This is a genomic window from Nonomuraea sp. NPDC050733, assembly GCF_040654215.1.
In the GTDB taxonomy this organism is placed as follows: domain Bacteria; phylum Actinomycetota; class Actinomycetes; order Streptosporangiales; family Streptosporangiaceae; genus Nonomuraea.
Genome location: NZ_JBFAHO010000041.1, coordinates 40141 through 59096, shown reverse-complemented (window position 1 = coordinate 59096; position 18956 = coordinate 40141). Strand labels below are relative to the sequence as shown.

The 18956-nt window shown below is 70.8% G+C and carries 18 protein-coding genes and 2 pseudogenes; 9 read left to right on the top strand and 11 right to left on the bottom strand.

The features are described 5' to 3' along the window. Window positions 1-8: 8 nt before the first annotated feature. Complete coding sequence (locus AB0H64_RS37645; protein ID WP_357634552.1) at window positions 9-1034, bottom strand: LacI family DNA-binding transcriptional regulator; 1026 nt, start codon at window positions 1032-1034, stop codon at window positions 9-11. 127 nt (window positions 1035-1161) lie between these two features. On the opposite strand from AB0H64_RS37645, the pseudogene AB0H64_RS37640 reads away from it, so the two are divergent. The 3 genes and pseudogenes from AB0H64_RS37640 to AB0H64_RS37630 all read left to right on the top strand — a co-directional run. Further along, a pseudogene (locus AB0H64_RS37640) lies at window positions 1162-3003 on the top strand (pyruvate dehydrogenase (acetyl-transferring), homodimeric type); the annotation flags it as partial. A 274-nt stretch (window positions 3004-3277) separates the two neighbouring features. Then, window positions 3278-5029: a glycoside hydrolase family 15 protein gene (locus AB0H64_RS37635; protein WP_357634548.1), complete on the top strand. Its 1752-nt coding sequence runs from the start codon at window positions 3278-3280 to the stop codon at window positions 5027-5029. Next, a complete protein-coding gene (locus AB0H64_RS37630) occupies window positions 5026-5508 on the top strand; it encodes a hypothetical protein (RefSeq protein ID WP_357634546.1) in 483 nt (160 codons plus the stop codon). The genes AB0H64_RS37635 and AB0H64_RS37630 overlap by 4 nt, the downstream gene beginning before the upstream one ends. Before the next feature lie 366 nt (window positions 5509-5874). Here AB0H64_RS37630 and AB0H64_RS37625 read toward each other — a convergent pair whose 3' ends face one another. The 7 genes and pseudogenes from AB0H64_RS37625 to vanY-N all read right to left on the bottom strand — a co-directional run bounded on the left by AB0H64_RS37625 (window position 5875) and on the right by vanY-N (window position 11376). Further along, window positions 5875-6279: a VOC family protein gene (locus AB0H64_RS37625; RefSeq protein WP_357634544.1), complete on the bottom strand. Its 405-nt coding sequence runs from the start codon at window positions 6277-6279 to the stop codon at window positions 5875-5877. Between the two features lie 625 nt (window positions 6280-6904). Next, complete coding sequence (mihF, locus tag AB0H64_RS37620) at window positions 6905-7216, bottom strand: integration host factor, actinobacterial type (protein WP_357634542.1); 312 nt, start codon at window positions 7214-7216, stop codon at window positions 6905-6907. A 141-nt stretch (window positions 7217-7357) separates the two neighbouring features. Beyond that, a pseudogene (locus AB0H64_RS37615) lies at window positions 7358-7768 on the bottom strand (MBL fold metallo-hydrolase); the annotation flags it as partial. Window positions 7769-7943: 175 nt separating this feature from the next. Further along, window positions 7944-8699: a GntR family transcriptional regulator gene (locus tag AB0H64_RS37610; protein ID WP_357634541.1), complete on the bottom strand. Its 756-nt coding sequence runs from the start codon at window positions 8697-8699 to the stop codon at window positions 7944-7946. Next, window positions 8696-9511, bottom strand: a complete 816-nt coding sequence (gene trpA / locus AB0H64_RS37605; protein WP_357634539.1) for a tryptophan synthase subunit alpha — start codon at window positions 9509-9511, stop codon at window positions 8696-8698. The genes AB0H64_RS37610 and trpA overlap by 4 nt, the downstream gene beginning before the upstream one ends. Beyond that, a complete protein-coding gene (trpB, locus tag AB0H64_RS37600; RefSeq protein ID WP_357634537.1) occupies window positions 9508-10713 on the bottom strand; it encodes a tryptophan synthase subunit beta in 1206 nt (401 codons plus the stop codon). The genes trpA and trpB overlap by 4 nt, the downstream gene beginning before the upstream one ends. 90 nt (window positions 10714-10803) lie before the next feature. Continuing rightward, on the bottom strand, window positions 10804-11376 hold the full coding sequence (gene vanY-N, locus AB0H64_RS37595) for a D,D-peptidase/D,D-carboxypeptidase VanY-N (RefSeq protein ID WP_357634535.1): 573 nt from the start codon (window positions 11374-11376) through the stop codon (window positions 10804-10806). A gap of 190 nt (window positions 11377-11566) precedes the next feature. Between vanY-N and AB0H64_RS37590 the strand changes: the two genes are divergently transcribed. The 3 genes from AB0H64_RS37590 to AB0H64_RS37580 are packed head-to-tail and all read left to right on the top strand — an operon-like array spanning window position 11567 to window position 14206. Continuing rightward, window positions 11567-12241 (top strand): response regulator transcription factor, encoded by a 675-nt coding sequence (locus AB0H64_RS37590; RefSeq protein ID WP_357634533.1) that lies wholly within the window; start codon window positions 11567-11569, stop codon window positions 12239-12241. Window positions 12242-12248: 7 nt separating this feature from the next. Continuing rightward, window positions 12249-13724, top strand: coding sequence for a HAMP domain-containing sensor histidine kinase (locus AB0H64_RS37585; protein WP_357634531.1), 1476 nt, complete (start codon window positions 12249-12251; stop codon window positions 13722-13724). Further along, complete coding sequence (locus AB0H64_RS37580) at window positions 13721-14206, top strand: hypothetical protein (RefSeq protein WP_357634530.1); 486 nt, start codon at window positions 13721-13723, stop codon at window positions 14204-14206. Before AB0H64_RS37585 ends, AB0H64_RS37580 begins: the two co-directional genes overlap by 4 nt. Window positions 14207-14261: 55 nt before the next feature. Here the strand turns inward: AB0H64_RS37580 and AB0H64_RS37575 are convergent, their stop codons facing one another. After that, window positions 14262-15215, bottom strand: coding sequence for a YafY family protein (locus AB0H64_RS37575; protein ID WP_357634528.1), 954 nt, complete (start codon window positions 15213-15215; stop codon window positions 14262-14264). Window positions 15216-15326: 111 nt separating this feature from the next. Between AB0H64_RS37575 and AB0H64_RS37570 the strand changes: the two genes are divergently transcribed. Continuing rightward, complete coding sequence (locus tag AB0H64_RS37570) at window positions 15327-16034, top strand: alpha/beta hydrolase (protein ID WP_357634525.1); 708 nt, start codon at window positions 15327-15329, stop codon at window positions 16032-16034. A 72-nt stretch (window positions 16035-16106) separates the two neighbouring features. On the opposite strand, the gene map is transcribed toward AB0H64_RS37570, so the two are convergent. Further along, the gene (map, locus tag AB0H64_RS37565) at window positions 16107-16874 is read right to left on the bottom strand and encodes a type I methionyl aminopeptidase (RefSeq protein WP_357634522.1); all 768 of its coding nucleotides are present in this window, start codon (window positions 16872-16874) and stop codon (window positions 16107-16109) included. 60 nt (window positions 16875-16934) lie between these two features. On the opposite strand from map, the gene AB0H64_RS37560 reads away from it, so the two are divergent. Beyond that, window positions 16935-17210, top strand: coding sequence for a helix-turn-helix transcriptional regulator (locus AB0H64_RS37560; protein ID WP_357634519.1), 276 nt, complete (start codon window positions 16935-16937; stop codon window positions 17208-17210). 15 nt (window positions 17211-17225) lie between these two features. Here AB0H64_RS37560 and AB0H64_RS37555 read toward each other — a convergent pair whose 3' ends face one another. Continuing rightward, complete coding sequence (locus tag AB0H64_RS37555; RefSeq protein ID WP_357634516.1) at window positions 17226-18140, bottom strand: RNA polymerase sigma-70 factor; 915 nt, start codon at window positions 18138-18140, stop codon at window positions 17226-17228. Between the two features lie 246 nt (window positions 18141-18386). Here AB0H64_RS37555 and AB0H64_RS37550 point away from each other — a divergent pair, with 246 nt between their 5' ends. After that, complete coding sequence (locus AB0H64_RS37550; protein ID WP_357634513.1) at window positions 18387-18872, top strand: carboxymuconolactone decarboxylase family protein; 486 nt, start codon at window positions 18387-18389, stop codon at window positions 18870-18872. Window positions 18873-18956 lie beyond the last annotated feature (84 nt).

Genomic DNA, 18956 nt, shown 5'->3' with positions numbered 1-18956 from the left:
ACGCAGCACTAGGACCCTGCGGTGCTTTCGCGCACGATGAGCTGGTGGGGGGCGCGTAGTTCCAGGCCGGGGGGAGGCGTTGTGCTGCCGATGCGCAGCAGCAGGCGTTTGACCGCGGTGTTCGCGATCATCTCCTTGTCCGGCGAGATCGTGGTGATGGCCGGGTTGGAGTAGCGGCCGTCCTCGATGTCGTCGTAGCCGATCACCGCCACGTCCTCCGGCACCCGCAGGCCGCGGGCGATTAACGTGTGGATCGCGCCCAGCGCGAGCAGGTCGCTGTAGCAGAAGACGGCGTCCGGCGGGTTGTCGCGGTCGAGCAGGTGGGCCATCGCCTGGGCGCCGTCCGGCCGGGTGAAGCGGGGGGAGCGGACGATGAGGTCCTCGTGTACGGTCAGGCCGCGCCGCTCGTGCGCCTCGCGGAAGCCCTGGGTGCGCAGTTGCGCGCACTCGCCCGTCGCATACGGCTGGTCGCCGATCGCGGCCAGCCGGGTGCGGCCGAGATCGAGCAGGTGCTCGGTGGCCTGCCGGGAGGCGGCGACGTCGTCGATGCCGACGTGGTCGAACCTGCCGTCGCTGACCCGCTCGCCGAGGACGACCAGCGGGAGGCCGGGGTCGCGGTCGGCGAGGGCGTCTTGGGGCAGGCCCAGCGGGCTGAAGATGACGCCGTCGAAGAGCAACCGGCTGTGGCCGTGGTTGATGAGCATGCGCTCGTGCTCGGGGTCGCCGTCGGTCTGGTCGATCAGCACGTTGTAGCCCTGCACGCGGGCGGCGCGGATGATGCCCTGCAGCAGTTCGGAGAAGTACGGCGTGTCCAGGTAGGGCACGACGACGGCGATCTGCCCGGAGCGCCCGCTGGCGAGGTTTCTGGCCAGCACGTTGGGCCGGTAGCCGAGCTGGTCCACGGCCTGCTGCACGCGGGCCCGGGTACGTTCGGTGACGTTGGCGTACCCGTTGACCACGTTCGACACGGTACGGCTGGAGACGCCGGCGAGCTCCGCCACGTCCCGGAGCGTGACGTCTCGTCCTCGTCGCATCTGTTCCCCCGCCGACGTCCTGGTCTCGCCTGGTGGCCGTTCCTTGTGCAAAGTTTCCGACAAGTTACCTCTTGCCGTCCACCGCTCTCCGGGCATCCTTCTTGCGGCGCTGCAAATCTCGGTCGGAATCAAGGTGATCTGGGGCCGCGAGTGGGATCCCCAGCTGGCCGCCGACACTGACGGCGCGCTGGTCAACTTGATGAACGTCACGCCGGACGGGGACTACCAGACCTTCAAGGCCGAGTCCGGGGCGTTCGTCCGGGAACACTTCTTCGGCCGCGACCCGCGCACGGCCGCCATGGTCGCGCACCTGTCGGATGAGGAGATCTGGGGACTCAAGCGCGGCGGGCACGACTACCGAAAGCTGTATGCGGCCTACCAGGCGGCAGTGGAGCACACCGGCCAGCCGACGGTGATCCTGGCCAAGACCATCAAGGGCTGGACCCTCGGCTCGCACTTCGAGGGCCGCAACGCCACCCACCAGATGAAGAAGCTGACCCTGGAGGACCTCAGGTCCTTCCGCGATCGGCTCTACCTCGACATCCCCGACTCCGCCCTCGACGAGAAGCTGCCGCCCTACCACCGGCCGAGCGAGAACTCGCCTGAGCTGGAGTATCTTCGAGAGCGGCGTCGTGCGCCGGGCGGTCCGCTGCCCGCCCGCACCGTGCCCCGCCGGCCCCGCCTGACCCTGCCGGACGCCGCAGCGTACGCGGTCGCCGGCCGCGGCTCGGGCCGGCAGCAGGTCGCCACCACGATGGCATTCGTCCGGCTGCTCAAGGACCTGATGAAGGACCCCGGCATCGGCCACCGGTTCGTGCCGATCATCCCGGACGAGGCCCGTACCTTCGGCATGGACGCGCTCTTCCCGACCGCGAAGATCTACTCCCCGCACGGGCACACCTACCTCGCCGTGGACCGGGAACTGATGCTCAGCTACCAGGAGGACACCAACGGCGTCCTGCTGCACGAGGGCATCACCGAAGCCGGCTCGACGGCGTCGTGGACCGCTGCGGGTACCTCCTACGCCACCCACGGCGAAGCGATGATCCCGGTCTACATCTTCTATTCCATGTTCGGCTTCCAGCGCACCGGTGACGGCCTGTGGGCGGCCGCCGACCAGATGACTCGCGGCTTCCTGCTCGGCGCCACCGCCGGCCGCACCACCCTCAACGGCGAGGGCCTGCAGCACGAGGACGGCCACTCGCTGCTGCTGGCCTCCACCAACCCGGCATGCGTCGCCTACGATGCCGCCTTCGCGTTCGAACTCGGCCACATCGTCCGCGACGGCCTGCGCCGCATGTACGGCGAGCCCCGCGAGGGTAAGGACCAGAACGTCTTCTACTACCTCACCCTCTACAACGAGCCCATCGCGCAGCCCGCGCAGCCGGCCGACATCGACATCGGCGGCATCCTCGCCGGAATGCACCGCTACTCTCCAGCCGAGAAGTCCGACGGACCGCGAGCGCAGATCCTGGCCTCCGGCATCGCCGTGCAATGGGCCTTGCAGGCCCAACGCCTGCTGCGCGACGACTGGGGCGTCGCAGCCGACGTCTGGTCGGTGACCTCGTGGACCGAACTGCGCCGCGAAGCCCTCGCCGCCGACGCGTGGAACCTCACCCACCCCGGCCAGCCCCGCAAGATCCCGTACGTTACCCGCCGCCTGGCCTCCGAGCCCGGCCCGGTCACGGCCGTGTCCGACTGGATGCGAGCGGTGCCCGACCAGATCGCACCCTTCGTCCCCGCCGCCTGGTCCTCGCTGGGCACCGACGGCTTCGGACACTCCGACACCCGCGGGGCGCTGCGCCGCCACTTCCGCATCGACGCACCCTCCATCGTGCTGCGGGTGCTCACCCAGCTGGCCGATCGGGGAGAGCTTGACGCCTCCGCGCCCGGCAAAGCCGTCGAGCTGTACCGGCTGAACGAGGTCACCGCCGCCTCTCCCGGCAACACCGAAGGCTCTGCCGAGTAGGCCATCGCGACAAAGTCAGCCTCCCACAGCCGGTGAAGCTGTCAGGCGAACATGAGACGCTGCCGATCTCACCGTGCCGCTGACCGGCCCTGCTCGGCTTGACGAAGCGTGATACCGGGAAAGGTTCTCCGAGGTGACAGCTGTGCCTCCCGGATCAGGCCATAGCACGCCACCGGCGCAGCAGGGGCGGCGCGCCGAGCTGGCGAGGCCGGATAATCCCGCTGCCGGGCAGCCGACACGCGCGAGCGGGTATGCGCAGCTGCGGGACTACGCCGTGATCGGGGACGGCCGCTGCGTCGCGCTCATCGCCCGGGACGGCTCGGTGGACTGGCTGGCCTGGCCTGACCTGGACTCGCCGACCGTGTTCGCCGCGGTGTTCGACCACGCCCGCGGCGGCAGGTTTCTTCTGCAGCCCGAGGTGCCCTACACCGCCGCCCGCCGCTACCTGCCCGGCACCAACGTGCTGGAGACGACGTTCACCACCGCACGCGGCACGGTCCGGCTGACCGACGCGCTGAGCCTGCCCGACACCCGCTCGCTGACGCCCGGGCGGGAACTCCTGCGGCGGATCGAGGGACTGGCGGGCAGCGTCCCCATGCGCTGGAGCGTCCAGCCGCGCTTCGGCTACGGAACCCGCCCCCCGCGCCTGGCACACCGCGCGGGCATCCCGGTGGCCACCTCCGGGCCCGACGCGGTCGCGGTCTGTGCCTGGGACGCGGGACAGCCCCAGTGCACAGCCGACGCCATCACCGCCCGGTTCCGGACCGATGCCGGCAGCAGAGCCATGATCGCATTGCCGTACGCACACCAGGAACCGCTGGTGCTGCCCGTCCGAGCGGAGTGCGAGTCCCGCCTGGAGCACACCACCGCCACCTGGCGGCGTTGGACGAACGACCGCATCTACACAGGTCCATGGCAGCAGGCCGTGCTGCGCAGCGTGCTAGCCCTCAAGCTCCTGGCCTTCGCTCCCTCCGGGGCGGTCGCCGCCGCCGCGACCTGCTCGCTGCCCGAACACATCGGCGGGAACCGCAACTGGGACTACCGCTACAGCTGGATCCGCGACTCCGCCTTCACCCTGCAGGCCTTGCTGAAACTGGGCTGCGCACCGGAGGCGATCGGCTACTTCTGGTGGCTGATGCAGGCATCTCAACTCACCCACCCTCGCCTGCACGTCCTGTACCGCCTTGACGGCGGGGCCCGCGCCCCCGAGCTGACCCTGCCCCTGTCGGGCTACCGCTGCTCGGCTCCCGTGCGCGTCGGCAACGCCGCCGCCGGCCAGTTGCAGCTCGACACCTACGGGGAGCTGCTGCAGACCGCATGGCTGTACGCTATCGGCGGCCACCGCCTCGACGCCGACATCGCCCGCAGGTTGGCCGAGACCGCCGACTTCGTCTGCACCACCTGGCAACAGCCCGACGCGGGCATCTGGGAGGTCCGCAGCCGCCCCGAGCACTTCACCCAGTCCAAGATGATGTGCTGGATCGCCCTGGACCGTGCCCTCGCTCTGGCCAAACAGCAACTGATCCCCGACCGGCACGCCGCCCGTTGGCAGCGCCACCGCCACGCCATCGCCACCTTCGTGGAAACCCGCTGCTTCAGCCCGCGGCTGAACAGTTACGTGCGCTCCGCCGAAAGCGACGACCTGGACGCGAGCCTCCTGCTCGGGCTGCTGCACGGCTACCGCGCACCCGACGACTCCCGCATGCACGGCACCGTCGCCGCCATCCAGCGGACTCTGCAAGACGGCCCATACGTCAACCGCTACCTCGGCCCCGACGGCCTGCCCGGCGGCGAGGGCGCCTTCCTGGCCTGTTCTTTCTGGCTCGCCGAGGCCCTCGCCCGATGCGGCCACCTCGACGAAGCCACCCGCCTCATGAAACAACTCCTCGCCCTCACCAACGACGTCGGCCTCTACAGCGAGGAAATCGACCCGGCCACTGGCGCCTTCCTCGGTAACCTGCCCCAGGGCCTGTCCCACCTGGCCCTGATCAGCGCCGCCTGCGCCATCGAGCAGGCCGCACGATGAGCATCTGGGCCGCACTGGCGGGCGGGTTCATCGGCACCCTGGTGCTGACCACCGGCATGCGCGCCGCCAGCGCCTTCCATCTCACCCGAATCGACCTGCCGTTTCTACTCGGCACCGCCTTCACCAGCGACCGGACCCGCGCCATGGCCCTCGGCTACGGCGCGCACTTCGTCAACGGCCAGATCTTCGCCCTGCTCTACTACGCGATCTTCACCGCCATCGGCTACAGCAGCTGGTGGCTGGGCACCATCTTCGGCCTTCTCCACGGCCTGTTCGCCGCCACCGCACTGGTCAGCATCCTGCTGCCCCTCCTGCACCCGCGGATGGGCACACCCCACACCAGCGCCCCCGACGTCGCGCTGCTCGAACCCCCCGGCTTCCTCATGCTCAACTACGGCCCCAGCACACCCGCCGTCACCCTCGTCGCCCATCTCGCCTACGGCGCCATCGTCGGCGGCTTCACCGCCTGGCCCGGCTGACAAGCAACAAACGCACATGCACGGGAGTGCCCGACACAAACACACCCTGATGACCCTGCGCCGTTGGAAGGCCAACCTGGCGGGCGGAGCGGGGTGGCGCAAGACACCCTTCAGGCCGGCGAATGCGCAGCCGACGCGCTACAGCCACGAGCAAAAGAGGCGGCGCACGAGTCATCCAGAGGAACGGACGCTTCCAGCCCCGTAACGTGCCCGTTTCCGAGTGACTCAGACAAGCCAGCACGGCACCGCTGACACGGGCCCCACATCTGGCGTCAGCGGTGCCGTATCGTCCAGGATCCTCAACCGATGGGCAGACCTCTATCGACGCCGAGGATGAAGGCCACCACCCGTCCGCATGAGCACCGCTCACCACGCATAGACCCGCGTCATGATCCGCGTCCGCACCGCCACGTCGGGGCCGGGATAGGCCACCATCACCGGCACACCATTGGGATCACTGCCCTCAACCAGGGTGAAGCCGTCACCAGTTCGCGTGTAGACATGCGCTTTCGCCTCTTTCAAGAAGCGTTCGCAGCGCCACAGATCCTCCTCGTCAGCCGCAGTCCAGATCACGTACTGAACGCCGACGCCGCCCAGCGAACGGGTGGCGTTCGCGCCCACCGCGCGAAGATATACCTGCAGACCGTCCGCATTGACCAGCAGAGCGGCGGTAGGACTGCGGACCGCGACCTCCATCCCCAAAAGCCTGCGATAGAAGTCCACGCTGACGTCCAACTCGCGGACGAACATCACCACCGACGCCAGCTGCACGCGCGGGAAGGCCACTACAGGAGGGCCTTTCTGCGCATCTCCCGGCTGTACGTGGCTGGCTGCGGCAGATTCCCGGCGGCCAGCGGACGCAGAACCCGGTCCCATGCCCGCCCCCGATCTTCCTTCGCAATCACGAAAGCTCGCTGTTCGGATACGGTCCTCATCTACGCTACCCCGTACAAGTGCTCCGGCCCCGACTCACGGGAGTGTCCAGTTGGCGGGTACAGTCCCCGGTATCGTCGTCTCCCGCTCACTGCTGATCCGATTGCTGCGCGCTGCCTGATGCCAAGAGCGGCGAAGTCCGGGTGCTGGGGGACAGCTTGGCCGCCTTGAGCCGGAACCGGTGCCGGCGTCGTAACCGCCTTCGTCTCTCTCTGTCGTCGCCGTCCCCGTGACCACCGTCGCGGGCGTTTTGCCCCTTTGGCGTAGCCCCCTTTCCTGCTCGGCGGCTTCTTCCAGCGCTGCGCTCAGCTCACCGTCCAAGACCATCCCGGCAGCATGATGGTGGGCTCGGGCGGTGGTGGAGTCGACACCGACCAGGTCGAGGCCGGCCTGCCCACGGGCTGCCGCATCGCCGATCATCGCCTGCATCAGCTGAAGCCCACGCTCGGCTGAGCTTCGGCGATCAGCCCGCCAGCGCCTGCAGCAGACGCTCCCGCTGTTGCTTGGTCAGTCCGCCGACCCGGCGCTTCTCCGCCACCCCCGACATGGCCATCAGCGCCGCGACCCTCGCCGGCCCGTAACCAGGAACCGCTCGAAGAACCTGTGCCACCCGAGTCTTCTTCACCAGTTCCTCGCCGCTACGGCCGAATACCTCCGCCACGCTGGTCGTACCGGACCTCACCCCCGCCAGCAGCGCGCTACGCGCCGTGCGAGCCTCCGCCGCCTTCTCCAAGGCTGTCGCCCGTTGTTCTGGCGTCATCGTCGGCACTGCCATCAGATCTGCCCTCCCACTCTGTAGATCAACAGCTCGAACTCCTGCGTCATACGCCCGACGCAGGTCAACAGCCATCATCGCGCAGAGTGTCAAATCATGTGACGCTAACCCCGGTTCATCGTTCCACTAGTACTGGGAGGCCAGGAACCCGGCGGGCGCCAGGATCGGCACGCTGCCGTCGGTGACGCCGCGTACCCCGCCGAAATGGTCGGCGTGGGAGTGGGTGTAGATGACCGCGGTGACCGGGCGGTCGCCTCGCTGGTCGCGGTAGAGCTTCAGCCCGGCGGCGGCGCATTCGACGGACAGCAGCGGGTCGACCACGATGACGCCCTGCTCGCCCTCGATCAGGGTCATGTTCGACAGGTCCAGGCCGCGTACCTGGTACATGCCGTCGGTCACCTCGTACAGGCCCTGCTTGACGCACAACTGCCCCTGCCGCCACAGGCTGGGATGCGCGGTGTCCGGGCACTCTTGCGCCAGGAACCCGTAAGAGTCGATGTCCCATACGACACGGCCATCGGCCCTGACCGTCGCGGGGCTCAACGCGGCCACGAATCCGCGATCGGCGGCCTCGAAGTCCGCCGGTCACCAAAGGGAAGATCTGCCATGAATCCGGCCTTCCCGCTGCGACCCCGATCCGCCACCACCAGCCGGTACCCTCACCCGCCCGTGACCATCTCTTTGACAGCCTCCCGCCGCTCAGGCCGGGCCGGCCGCGCACAGGGTCTCAGCTGGAGGCGCCCCAGGTGAGAGACAGGCCGGTGGCGGCGCGTTCGGTGCGGATCTCCATCATGCTGCCGAGGATGGTGGCATGGTCGGACACCACGGGCGTGGCGTCGAGCGTGTAGGTGATCCTGGTGCTGACCAGCACCGGGCTGCCCTGCGGCTCGTGGAGGTGGCGGGCGGTGGCGGCGTCGAGCAGACCGGGCCGGACCACCTCGGACGCCCGGGCGACCGTCACGCCCGCGTCGGCGAGGGCCGTGTAGAGGGAGACGGCGGTGAAGTCGCGGTCGTGGATCCGGTCGGCCACCGGCCGGCGGATCCAGGACACCTGGTGCAGGGCGGGACGTCCCGCGAACTCGCGGACCCGCTCCAGCCGCAGGGCGGTGTCGCCGGGACGCAGCCGCAGCTCCGCGGCGATCTGGGCGGGGGCCCGGCGCACCGCCCGACCGGCCACCACGGTGCGCACGTCGTGGCCCTGTTTGCGCAGGTCGTCGACCAGGCTGCGGAGCGAGTCGAGCTGGTACGCCAGGTGCGGCGGGGCGACGAACGTGCCCCTGCCGGGCTGCTGCACGATCAGCCTCTCGTCGCTGAGCTCCCGCAACGCCTGGCGCAGCGTCATGAGGGTCACCCCGTAGGAGGCGCTCAGCTCCCGTTGCGGTGGCAGGGCCTCACCGGGGGCGTAGTGTCCCGACCGGATCTTCGCGGCGAGGTCGGCGGCGATGGCGCGGTATCTCGCCTCGTGCCCGGCGTCGGGGGTCATCGTGGTCGGTCACACTCCTGGTCGAGGGCTTGCCGCAGGGTCGCGAGGAAGGCCCGCAGGTCGTCCGGTCCGGCCCCGTCGAGCACCCGCCGCATGACCGCGGCGCCGACCACCACGCCGTCGGCGTGCCGGCGGGCTTCGCGTGCCTGGTCCGGGGTGGAAATGCCAAATCCTAGCAAGACCGGCCGGTCGGTGGCGCGCCTGATCCGCTCGGTGAGCTCCGCCGCCGAAGCGGCGAGGGCGGCCCGCTCACCGGTGGTGCCCATCAGCGACACCGCGTAGACGAATCCGCGGCTGCGGCACGAGATCTCCGCCAGCCGCGGCTGCGGCGTCGACGGCGACGCCAGCAGGACCACCTCGATCCCGGCGGCGACGGCCACGTCCGTCAGCTCGTCCGCCTCGTGCACCGGCAGGTCGGGCACGATCAGGCCGCCGACGCCGGCCCGGCGCAGCGCGGCGCAGAACGCCTCGGGGCCGTCGTGCAGCACCAGGTTGTAGTAGGTGCTGACGACCAGCGGCACGCCTACGTCCGGCATGCCGGCCAGGTCGGCGAGGATCCGGCGGGTGCTCGCCCCCCGGGCCAGAGCCGTCTCGCTGGCCTGCCGGATGGTGACACCGTCCAGCGTGGGGTCGGAGAAGGGCAGGCCGACCTCGATCGCGTCCGCGCCGGCGGCGGCGAACGCCCGCAGGTACTCCGTCCAGCCGGGCGTGATCCCCGCGGTGACGTACGGCATGAGCAGGCCGCGGCCGGTGTCCCGGCGGGCACGAAGGTGGCGTTCGACCGCGCCCGCGGCCAGGGTGGGGTTCGTCACAGCAGCTCCTTCAGGGTTGAGACGTCCTTGTCGCCCCGGCCGGACAACGTCATCAGCACCGTCGATCCCGCGGGCAGGTCGCCGTCGCCCGCCGCGCGGATCACCCAGGCGAGGGCGTGCGCCGATTCGAGTGCCGGGACGATGCCTTCGGTGCGCGCCAGCCGCAGCGCCGCGCCGGCCGCCTCGTCGTCGGTCACCGTGACGTAGCGGGCCCGGCCCAGGTCGCGCAGGTGGGCGTGCTCCGGGCCGACCCCCGGGTAGTCGAGCCCGGCGGCGATGGAGTGCGCCTCGGTGATCTGCCCGTCGTCGTCCTGCAGGAACAGCGAGCGGCAGCCGTGCAGGACGCCGACCCGGCCGCGGGCCGCCCCGGCGCCGCCCTCCGCCTCGACGCCGACCAGGCGCGCCGGGGTGTCGGCGAACCCGGCGAACGTGCCGGCCGCGTTGGAGCCGCCGCCGACGCACGCGACCACGTGGTCCGGGACGCCGGTCCGCAGCTCGGCGGCGCACTGCTCGCGCGCCTCGTCGCCGATGACCCGCTGGAACTCCCTGACCATCCATGGGTACGGGTCCGGCCCGACGACCGAGCCGATGCAGTAGTGGGAGTCACCGGTCGCGCCCACCCAGTGCCGCATGGCCTCGCTGGTCGCGTCCTTGAGGGTACGGCTGCCCGTGGTCACCGGGACCACCTCGGCGCCCAGCATGCGCATCCGGAAGACGTTCAGCGCCTGCCGCTCGATGTCGCGCTCGCCCATGAACACCGTGGCCTCCAGCCCGAGCAGCGCGGCGGCGGTCGCGGTGGCGACGCCGTGCTGGCCCGCTCCCGTCTCGGCGATCAGCCTGCGCCGTCCCATCCGGGTGGCCAGCAGGGCCTGGCCCAGCACGTTGTTGATCTTGTGAGACCCGGTGTGGGTGAGGTCCTCGCGCTTGAGGTACAGCTGCACGCCCAGCGCCTCGGACAGCCGGTGGGCCGGTGTGAGCGGGGTCGGCCGCCCGGCGTTCACGGCGAGCAGCCGCGCCAGGGCGCCGCGGAACCCCGGATCCGCCCAGGCCTCCCGGAACGCCTCCTCCACCTCGCGGCACGCCTCCACCAGGGACTCCGGCGCGTACCGTCCGCCGTAGTCGCCGAATCGGCCCCGAGCTCGGGGCTCGCCCATCGTCCCGTCCGGCGGGACCGGCTCACGCCGGGGCGTCACGTTTCGCATGCCATGCTCCTGTCGTTCTATAACTCTCTGAAGAGTTCTATAACAGTGAGTGTGGCACAGGCGGCGTGGACGCGCCACCACGGGTGTGCGCTACGGCTGGTCCCCGTTCTCGACGGCGTAGTCCACGCCGGGGTGGGGTCGTCGTCGTGGTGGCGTGCCGCCGCTGTCCGGGCGGTGCTCGAAGTGCCACCACTCGTTGTCGTAGATGCGGTAGAGGTCGTAGCGGGCACCGTGCTCCTCCAGCCAGCGCGCGCCTTCGTGGGGACGCACGTCCAGCGCGATGCCCTTGACGTGGGGAGATTCCGCCGGCGGTAACACGAGCATGCGTGCCGAGGCCGGGGAGCCGGAGCGGCGCACCTCCTCGTCGAACATCCGTTGTTGGACAAGGGGAGTGCGGTATCCCGAGGTGAGGCCGATGAGCTGGCCGTGACGCCAGAGCGCCTCGGTGCGCGCAGCGGTGAACGCCGCCATGGCGCCGTCGGTGAGCCCGGTGAGGTCCTCGGCGGGGAATCGCATCCGCAACGCCCAGCGGCAGGCCAGCTCGCGGGCGCGGCCGGGATGCCGGACGAACGCCGCGGGCAGCAGGAGCACGGCGAGCACCAGCGTGACCACTGCGAACAGCCGGTCCCGGGGCCGAGGTGGGATGGTGCGTGGTTCGCTCATGACGATTACGATTGGCACCGAATATGCGCGCGTTGTCCGCCGCATGTCACCGTTCATCGACGGCGGCCACCGTCGGCGCGACCGTGACACAACCATGACACGGCGCTGACGAGGCGAGGACACGGCCGGCCGACAGTGGACGAGGTTGATCGGCGGGCGAGTTACGGAGCGTACTGTGATACTCGGCGGCGTGTCGCGAGTGTTGTTGATCGAGGATGACCCGGCCGTGCGGGAGGGCCTTGAGCTGGCCCTGACCCAGCATGGGCACCGGGTGCGCGCGGTGGAGTCCGGCGAGCAGGGGCTGGACCGGCTGCGCATGGACCTTCCCGACGTCATCGTGCTCGATCTGATGTTGCCCGGCATGGACGGGTTCGAGGTCTGCCGCCGCGTCCGGGCCACCGGTGAGGTGCCGATCATCATGCTGACCGCGCGCGGCGACGACATGGACGTGGTGGCCGGGTTGGAGGCGGGCGCCGACGACTACGTGGTCAAGCCGGTGCAGCCCAGAGTGCTCGAGGCGCGCATTCGCGCGGTGCTCCGGCGGATCGGCCGGGAGCAGGCGGAGCTGGAGCGGCACGGGGACCTGACCATCGACCGGGCCGGGCTGGTGATCGCCAACCGCGGCGTGCCGGTCAGCCTCGCCCCGACCGAGCTGCGCCTGCTGCTCGAGCTCTCCGGCTCGCCGGGCCGGGTGCACAGCCGCCAGCAGCTGCTGGAGTCGGTGTGGGAGCACGGGTATTTCGGCGACTCGCGTCTCGTGGACGCCTGCGTGCAGCGGTTACGCGCGAAGATCGAGGACGACCCGGCGGCGCCCGTCTACGTGCAGACGGTGCGGGGGTTCGGGTACCGGTTCGGGCCGGTGTGAGCCGCCGGTGACACCTCGGCCGAGCCTGGGGCTGCGTGCCCGGCTGTTGCTCGCGTTCGCACTGCTGTGTGTGGTCACCGCGGCGGCGGTGGCCGGCGCGATCTACGTCCAGGCCCGCAACGACATCCTGCAGCGGACCCAGGACGCCTCGGTGCACGCGATGAGAAGCCGCCTGGAGACGCTCTACCCGTTGCGGAGCGCGACGCCGGGCCCGGCCGAGCTCGACGACATCGCCGCCGCCGTGCCAGACCAGAACACCGTGGAGTTCGCGGTCGCCGTCTACCACGAGATGCACTCGCCGATCGCCCCGCCGGAGAGCCGGAGTCCGGGCGGGAGGGTGCTGGCCTTGGATCTCGGGGTGATCTCACCGGAGTTGCGGCGGCTGGTGGCCGGCGGCGAGATCGCGTGGCAACGCGTGGTGCGGCAGGGCACGCCCTGGCTGATCATCGGCACGCCGTTGCTGATCGCCGAGCCGAACCAGGCGACGCGAACGTCCGGCATCGAGGTCTACGCCGCGCGCAGCCTGCTTGCCGAACAACGCAGCATCGACGAGCTCGCCGCATCCGCCTGGCTCGCCGGCGGGGCGGCACTGGCGTTCGCGGTCGTCCTGGCGTCGCTGGCCACCCGTGGCGTGCTGCGCCCGGTGCGTGAGCTCGGCCGGGCGGCACGCCTGCTGGGCGAGGGCGAGCTGCGGGCCAGGATCGCGGTCCGCGGCTCCGACGAGCTGGCCGACGTGGCACGCACGTTCAACAACACCGCCGCGGAGCTGGAACGGCACGTCAGGCAGCTGCGGGAGATGGAGGCCGACGCCCGCCGGTTCGTGGCCGACGTGTCCCACGAGCTGCGCACCCCGCTGGCCGCGCTGACCGCGGTCGCCGACGTCCTCGACGAGGAGGCGGCCCGGCTGCCCGAGCCCGCCGGCAGGGCCGCCAGGCTGGTCAGCCAGGAGACGCTCAACCTCACCGGGCTGGTGAACGACCTCATCGAGATCAGCAGGTTCGACTCCGGCGTGGCGGCCCTCGCGCTGAACGAGGTCGACGTGGCCGAGCTGGTGCGCGCGACCCTGCGGGTCCGGGGCTGGCCGGAGCTGGTGGACACCGAGCTTCCACCCGCGGTGACGGCACGGCTGGACCCGCGCCGAGTGGACGTCATCCTCGCGAACCTGGTCGGCAACGCCCTGCGACACGGCGAGCCACCGGTGTCGGTACGGCTCTCCGCCGACCCGCACTGGATCGCTCTCGAGGTCCGCGACCACGGACCCGGGCTGGACGGAGCGGTGCTGCCGCACGTGTTCGACCGGTTCTACAAGGCCAGCGCGGCCAGGGCCAGGTCAGAGGGCAGCGGCCTCGGCCTCGCCATCGCGCGGGAGAACGCGCGCCTGCACCGAGGCGATCTCACCGTCGCCAACGCCCCGGACGGCGGCGCCGTCTTCACGCTGCGCCTGCCACGCCGGGCACCCGACCCGGACGGAGGTCCCGGGTGAGGACCGGGCTCGCCCGCCGCGTGCTCGCCGCGGGCCTCGTGTCGCTCGTCGCCGTGGCCGGCTGCGGCGTGCGACCCACCGACGCCATCTCCGCCGGCGAGCCGCCGAGCGGTGCCGTCGAACCAGCCGCCACGACCACCCTCTACCTGGTCGAGAACGGCCGGCTCCGCGCGGTGACGCGGCCCACCCGTCGCCCGATGTTCCCGGCGGACGCGCTCGCGCTGCTGGCGGCCGGACCCACCGCGGAGGAGCAGGCGAACGGACTGACCACCGACGTCCCGTCCGAAGCCGGCCCGTTCTCGGTGACCGCCAAGCCCGCCGGCCACGTGGTGGTGACCCTGTCCACCGCGGCCGGCGAACTGTCCGCACTGGCCGTCGAGCAGATCGTGTGCACGGCCGCCGCCAGGGCGCCGGAAACCCCTGCCCAGGTCACCGTCGTCGGTGCCGGCCAGCGCGTCGGCCCCCGGAGCTGCCCGGAGTAGCGCCCGGCGTGGGGCAAGCTCGCGATCACGGCGTGACGGATCGCGTGAGGTGTGGTCAGGTGCAGCCGGTCACGGCCTGATCGCCCGGCGCCCCGTCGTCCCTCTGCTCCAGCAGGCGCTCGGCCAGGCGCCGGACGGCAGCGCGCAGCTCCCGCGGTGACAAGATCGTGAACGGGAAGCCGAGCCCGGCGAGCATGGCGGCCATGCCGTCCAGGGACTCGGCACGCGTCCGCAGGAGGACTCCGTCCGGTGTTTCGGTGAGGGAGGCCACCGACGGCGGGATGCGGCGCGACGCCTCGGCGAGGGGAACGTGCAGAGTGACCTCGACCATGTGCGCATACGGTACCTGGGCCAGCGACGCGGTGACCTGCCGCACCGGGTCGGACTCCTCGGGGATCTCATAGGAGGCCGTCCCTGGGGCGACGGAGGAGATCCGGTCGACGCGGAAGGTGCGGATCTCGCCGGAGCGGTGGTCGTGGCCCGTCACGTACCAGCGGCCGGAGTGGAAGACCAGGCCGTGGCCGTCCAGCTCGCGTTCGGTCTGGGCGCCGTTCCAGGAGCGGTAGCGCAGCGTGACCCGGCGGCGGTCGCGGATCGCGGCGGCGAGGGTCAGCACGGCCCGGCTCGCGGGCGTTGGCGCCGCACGTTCGGCGAGGGTGAAGTCCAAGGTCTCCTCCAGCGCGCCGACCTGTTCTCGCAGCGTGGCCGGCAGCACCCGCCGGATCTTGGCCAGGGCGGCTTCGGTGGCCTCGGCGGCGACGCCCAGCCGGCGTCCGGCGAGCAGGCCGAGAACCACGGCGGTCGCCTCGTCGTCGGTGAGCATCAACGGTGGCAGCTTGTAGCCGGGCATCAGCTGGTAGCCGCCGTAGCGGCCACGCTCGGCGGTGACCGGGATGCCCAGTTCGGCGAGCCGGGCGGCGTAGCGCCGGACGGTCCGCTCGTCCACACCGAGCCGCTGCGCCAGGTCGCGGCCGCCCAGCCCGTGGTGCGCCTGGAGCAGTTCGAGCATCGCCAGCATCCGGGTCGCCGGATATGACACAAGTCACCCACTTAATCCGGGCGGATTCTGTCCGCTATCGGCTTTAGCGTAGCGACATCGGCTCACTGAGAGGACGACGAGATGGCGAACTACGTGCTGGTCCCCGGCTTCTGGCTTGGCGCCTGGGCTTGGGACCGGGTGGCGCAGGAGCTGCGCGCCGCCGGACACCAGGTGCGGGCGGTCACCCTGACGGGGCTGGGGGACAGGGCCGGGGAGCTGTCGCCGGAGGTCGGCGTGGAGACCCATGTCGACGACATCCTCGCGGCGATGGACGGATGGGAGGAGGTCGTCCTGGTCGGGCACAGCGGGGCGAGTGTCCCGGTGACCGCGGTCGCCGACCGGCATCCCGAGCGGCTCAGCCGCGTCGTCTACGTCGACACCGCGCCGCTGCCGTCCGGTGTGGCGGTGATCGACTTCAATGACGAGGAGACTCAGCGGGCCTGGCGTGCTCAGGTCGGGGACGGCCATGCGCTGGACGTGCCCTCCTTCGAGCAGGGGGATGGGCAGTTCGCGGGACTGACCGAGGAGCATGTGGCGCTGATCCGCGCGAAGGCGACGCCGCAGCCGTGGGGCGCGGTCACCCAGTCGGTTCGGCGGCCGCAGCAGATCCCGGCGACGCCGAAGACCATGGTCGCCTCGACGATGCCGGTGGCGCTGATCCGCGAGCTGATCGCATCGGGGAACCCGGCGTTCGCCCCCCTCGGCACGCCCGAATGGACCTTTGTCGAGCTGCCGACCGGCCACTGGCCGATGTTCTCGCGACCGGCGGAGCTCGCCGCGTTGCTCTGACGACCTCCGCCTCGTCCCTGGCCTGATCCATGCATCATGGCCAGGCAGAGGCGTGACGTCGCCCCTGGCATGTCAGGGCAGGGTCAGAATGCGGGGGCCATGGTCGGTGATGGCGACGGTGTGCTCGATGTGGGCGGCCCGGCTGCCGTCGGTGGTGCGCATGGTCCAGCCGTCGGTGTCGGTGCGGTAGGTGTTGCGCCCGCCGGCCATGAGCATGGGCTCGATGGCGAGAACCAGGCCGTGGCGGAGCGGATAACCGCGCCCGGGGCGGCCGCGGTTGGGCAGGTGAGGGTCTTCGTGCATGCGGCGGCCGATGCCGTGGCCGCCGAAGTCGGCGGGCATGCCGCAGCCCGCTTTGCGGGCGACTGTGTCGATGGCGTGGGAGATGTCGCCGATGCGGCTACCGACCTGAGCGGCGGCGATGCCGGCGTCGAGGGCCTGCTGGGTGGCGTCGATCAGGTCGAGGTCTGTGGGGCGTGGAGTTCCTACGATGAAGGTGATGGCCGCGTCGCCGGCCCAGCCGTCGAGCTGGGCGCCACAGTCGATGCTCACCAGGTCGCCGTCGCGCAGCCGGTAGCCGGTGGGGATGCCGTGCGCCACGGCGTCGTTGACAGAGGTGCAGATGACGGCGGGGAAGGGGACCGGGGCGAAGGCCGGCCGGTACCCGAGGAATGGGGAACCGGCCCCCGCCTCCGCCAGAACCGCGCGGGCCGCCTCGTCGAGCTCCCGCAGGGACACCCCGACGCCGGCTGCCTTCTGGGCTGCGGCCAGGGCGCGGGCCACCACACGCCCGGCTTCCCGCATCGCGTCCATCGCGGCATCCGTCTTGATCTCCACCATGTGCTGTGACTTCCCGCCTCAACCAGATCCAATACTTATACCGGTATTAGTATCACGGTCATGGTGAGGACTCCGTTGACCCCATGGGATCGAGAACGCGGCGAGCGGTTCGGCTCGCTGCTGCGTCAGGCACGCGGCAGCCGGAGCATGGCGGAGGTCGCCGCCGCGGCGGGAGTTTCCGCCGAGACCCTGCGCAAGATCGAAACCGGGAGGGCTCCGACCCCGGCCTTCTTCACCATCGCGGCCCTGGCCTCAGTGCTGCACGTGTCCCTGGACGAGCTGGCGGCCGCGTGCGCGCACGATCCGGACTGGCAGGAACCGGCGCTCTCCGCGTGAGAAAGCTGCCCCGGCTCAGCGGTGCAAGGAGATCTCTCGCTCGAGGCGCGACAACTTCTCGGGATTACGCACCAAGTACAGACCGGTGATCAGGCTGTCCTCGGTCCGCACCGCCACGACGCCCTCGGTCTGCCCGCCGATCCGTATGATCAGCGCCGGGTGGCCGTTGACCTGCGCCGGCTGCACCGATGCCGAGCCTACGAGCCGGCCCAGCCCCACCGTCAACAGATCGGCGACCGGTTCGGCGCCCACGAGGGGTTCCAGCGCGGCCTGGACGACTCCGCCGCCGTCGCTCAGGAAGACGACGTCCGGGGCGAGTCGGTCGAGCAGGCTCTGCATGTCTCCTGTTTCGACGGCTCGTTGGAAGGCCAGCAGGGCCGCGCGGTTCTCGGCCTGGGAGACGGTCGTGCGTGGTCGCCGCGCGGCGACATGGCTGCGTGCCCGGTGTGCGATCTGGCGGACCGCGGCGGGGCTCTTGCCGACGGCCTCGGCGATCTCGTCGTAGTCCACGCCGAACACCTCGCGCAGCACGAACACCGCGCGCTCGGTGGGTGTCAGGGTCTCCATCACCAGCAGCATCGCCATCGACACGCCCTCGGCCAGTTCGACGTCCTCGGCGACGTCCGGCGCGGTGAGCAGCGGCTCGGGCAGCCAGGGGCCGACGTAGGACTCCTTGCGCCGGCGCAGCGATCGCAGTCGCATCAGCGCCTGGCGGGTGGTGATCCGGACCAGATACGCACGGGGATCCTGCACGATGGCCTGATCGACACCCGTCCACCGCATCCAGGTCTCCTGCAGGACATCCTCGGCGTCGGCGGCCGAGCCGAGCATCTCGTAGGCGACGGTGAACAACAGGTTCCGATGGGCGACGAAGGCCTCGGTGGCGTGATCCACGCCGTTGCCGTCAGCGGGCGGCTCGGTGTTCTCCACACTTCGGTCACTGCGCTCGGGCATCCCTGGCTCCCATCCGTTCTGAACCTACCTGGCACCGCACACGAGATGCCGGCCCCACGGGCTTCGTGACACTCACTATCGGTGACATAGGCCACACCGCCGCGCTGTCACGCCGCCCGGGTCACCGGCATCTCCTGTTCGAGGAGGGCACCCGCATCGCGGATGCTTCGCCGCGCGAGGAACCCGCGCGGTGCCCCGACCCACGAGTAAGGACACAGATCCATGGAACCCAGATTCGACCTGATGGCCAACAAGCTCGGCGCCAAGATCGCCAAGCGGATCTACAACGTCGCCCTGGCGATCGTCGACTCGCCGCTGCCCCAGACCACCCAGAACCTGGTGATGCTGCGCGCCAGCCAGATCAACGGCTGCGGCTTCTGCGTCGACTACCACGTCAAGGACGCCACCGCCGCCGGCGAGAACGCTGACCGGCTCCACCTGGTCGCCGCCTGGTACGAGTCCACGGTGTTCACCGACGCCGAACGTGCGGCGCTGGCGCTCACCGAGGAGGGCACCCGCATCGCCGACGCCCGCCACCCGGTCTCCGACGAGACCTGGAACCAGGTGCGCGAGCATTACGACGACGACCAGATCGCCGCGCTGGTCTCCCTGATCGCCATGATCAACGCCAACAACCGGCTCAACGTCATCGTGCGCAACCCCGGAGGCTCCTACCAGCCCGGTCAGTTCGCCGACATGGCCAACTGACCAGCACACCGGCACGCGCCCGGCCGGGGACCACCCCGGGCCGGGCGCGTTGCATCCGGTCACGGGCTGTTTAGCCGCGCTCAA

Excerpts from the sequence above, each read along its gene's own strand:
- AB0H64_RS37645 (WP_357634552.1), bottom strand. The coding sequence starts at position 1,034 with ATGCGACGAGGACGAGACGTCACGCTCCGGGACGTGGCGGAGCTCGCC.
- AB0H64_RS37630 (WP_357634546.1), top strand. The coding sequence starts at position 5,026 with ATGAGCATCTGGGCCGCACTGGCGGGCGGGTTCATCGGCACCCTGGTG.
- mihF (WP_357634542.1), bottom strand. The coding sequence starts at position 7,216 with ATGGCAGTGCCGACGATGACGCCAGAACAACGGGCGACAGCCTTGGAG.
- AB0H64_RS37610 (WP_357634541.1), bottom strand. The coding sequence starts at position 8,699 with ATGACCCCCGACGCCGGGCACGAGGCGAGATACCGCGCCATCGCCGCC.
- trpB (WP_357634537.1), bottom strand. The coding sequence starts at position 10,713 with ATGCGAAACGTGACGCCCCGGCGTGAGCCGGTCCCGCCGGACGGGACG.
- vanY-N (WP_357634535.1), bottom strand. The coding sequence starts at position 11,376 with ATGAGCGAACCACGCACCATCCCACCTCGGCCCCGGGACCGGCTGTTC.
- AB0H64_RS37575 (WP_357634528.1), bottom strand. The coding sequence starts at position 15,215 with ATGCTCGAACTGCTCCAGGCGCACCACGGGCTGGGCGGCCGCGACCTG.
- AB0H64_RS37570 (WP_357634525.1), top strand. The coding sequence starts at position 15,327 with ATGGCGAACTACGTGCTGGTCCCCGGCTTCTGGCTTGGCGCCTGGGCT.
- map (WP_357634522.1), bottom strand. The coding sequence starts at position 16,874 with ATGGTGGAGATCAAGACGGATGCCGCGATGGACGCGATGCGGGAAGCC.
- AB0H64_RS37560 (WP_357634519.1), top strand. The coding sequence starts at position 16,935 with ATGGTGAGGACTCCGTTGACCCCATGGGATCGAGAACGCGGCGAGCGG.
- AB0H64_RS37550 (WP_357634513.1), top strand. The coding sequence starts at position 18,387 with ATGGAACCCAGATTCGACCTGATGGCCAACAAGCTCGGCGCCAAGATC.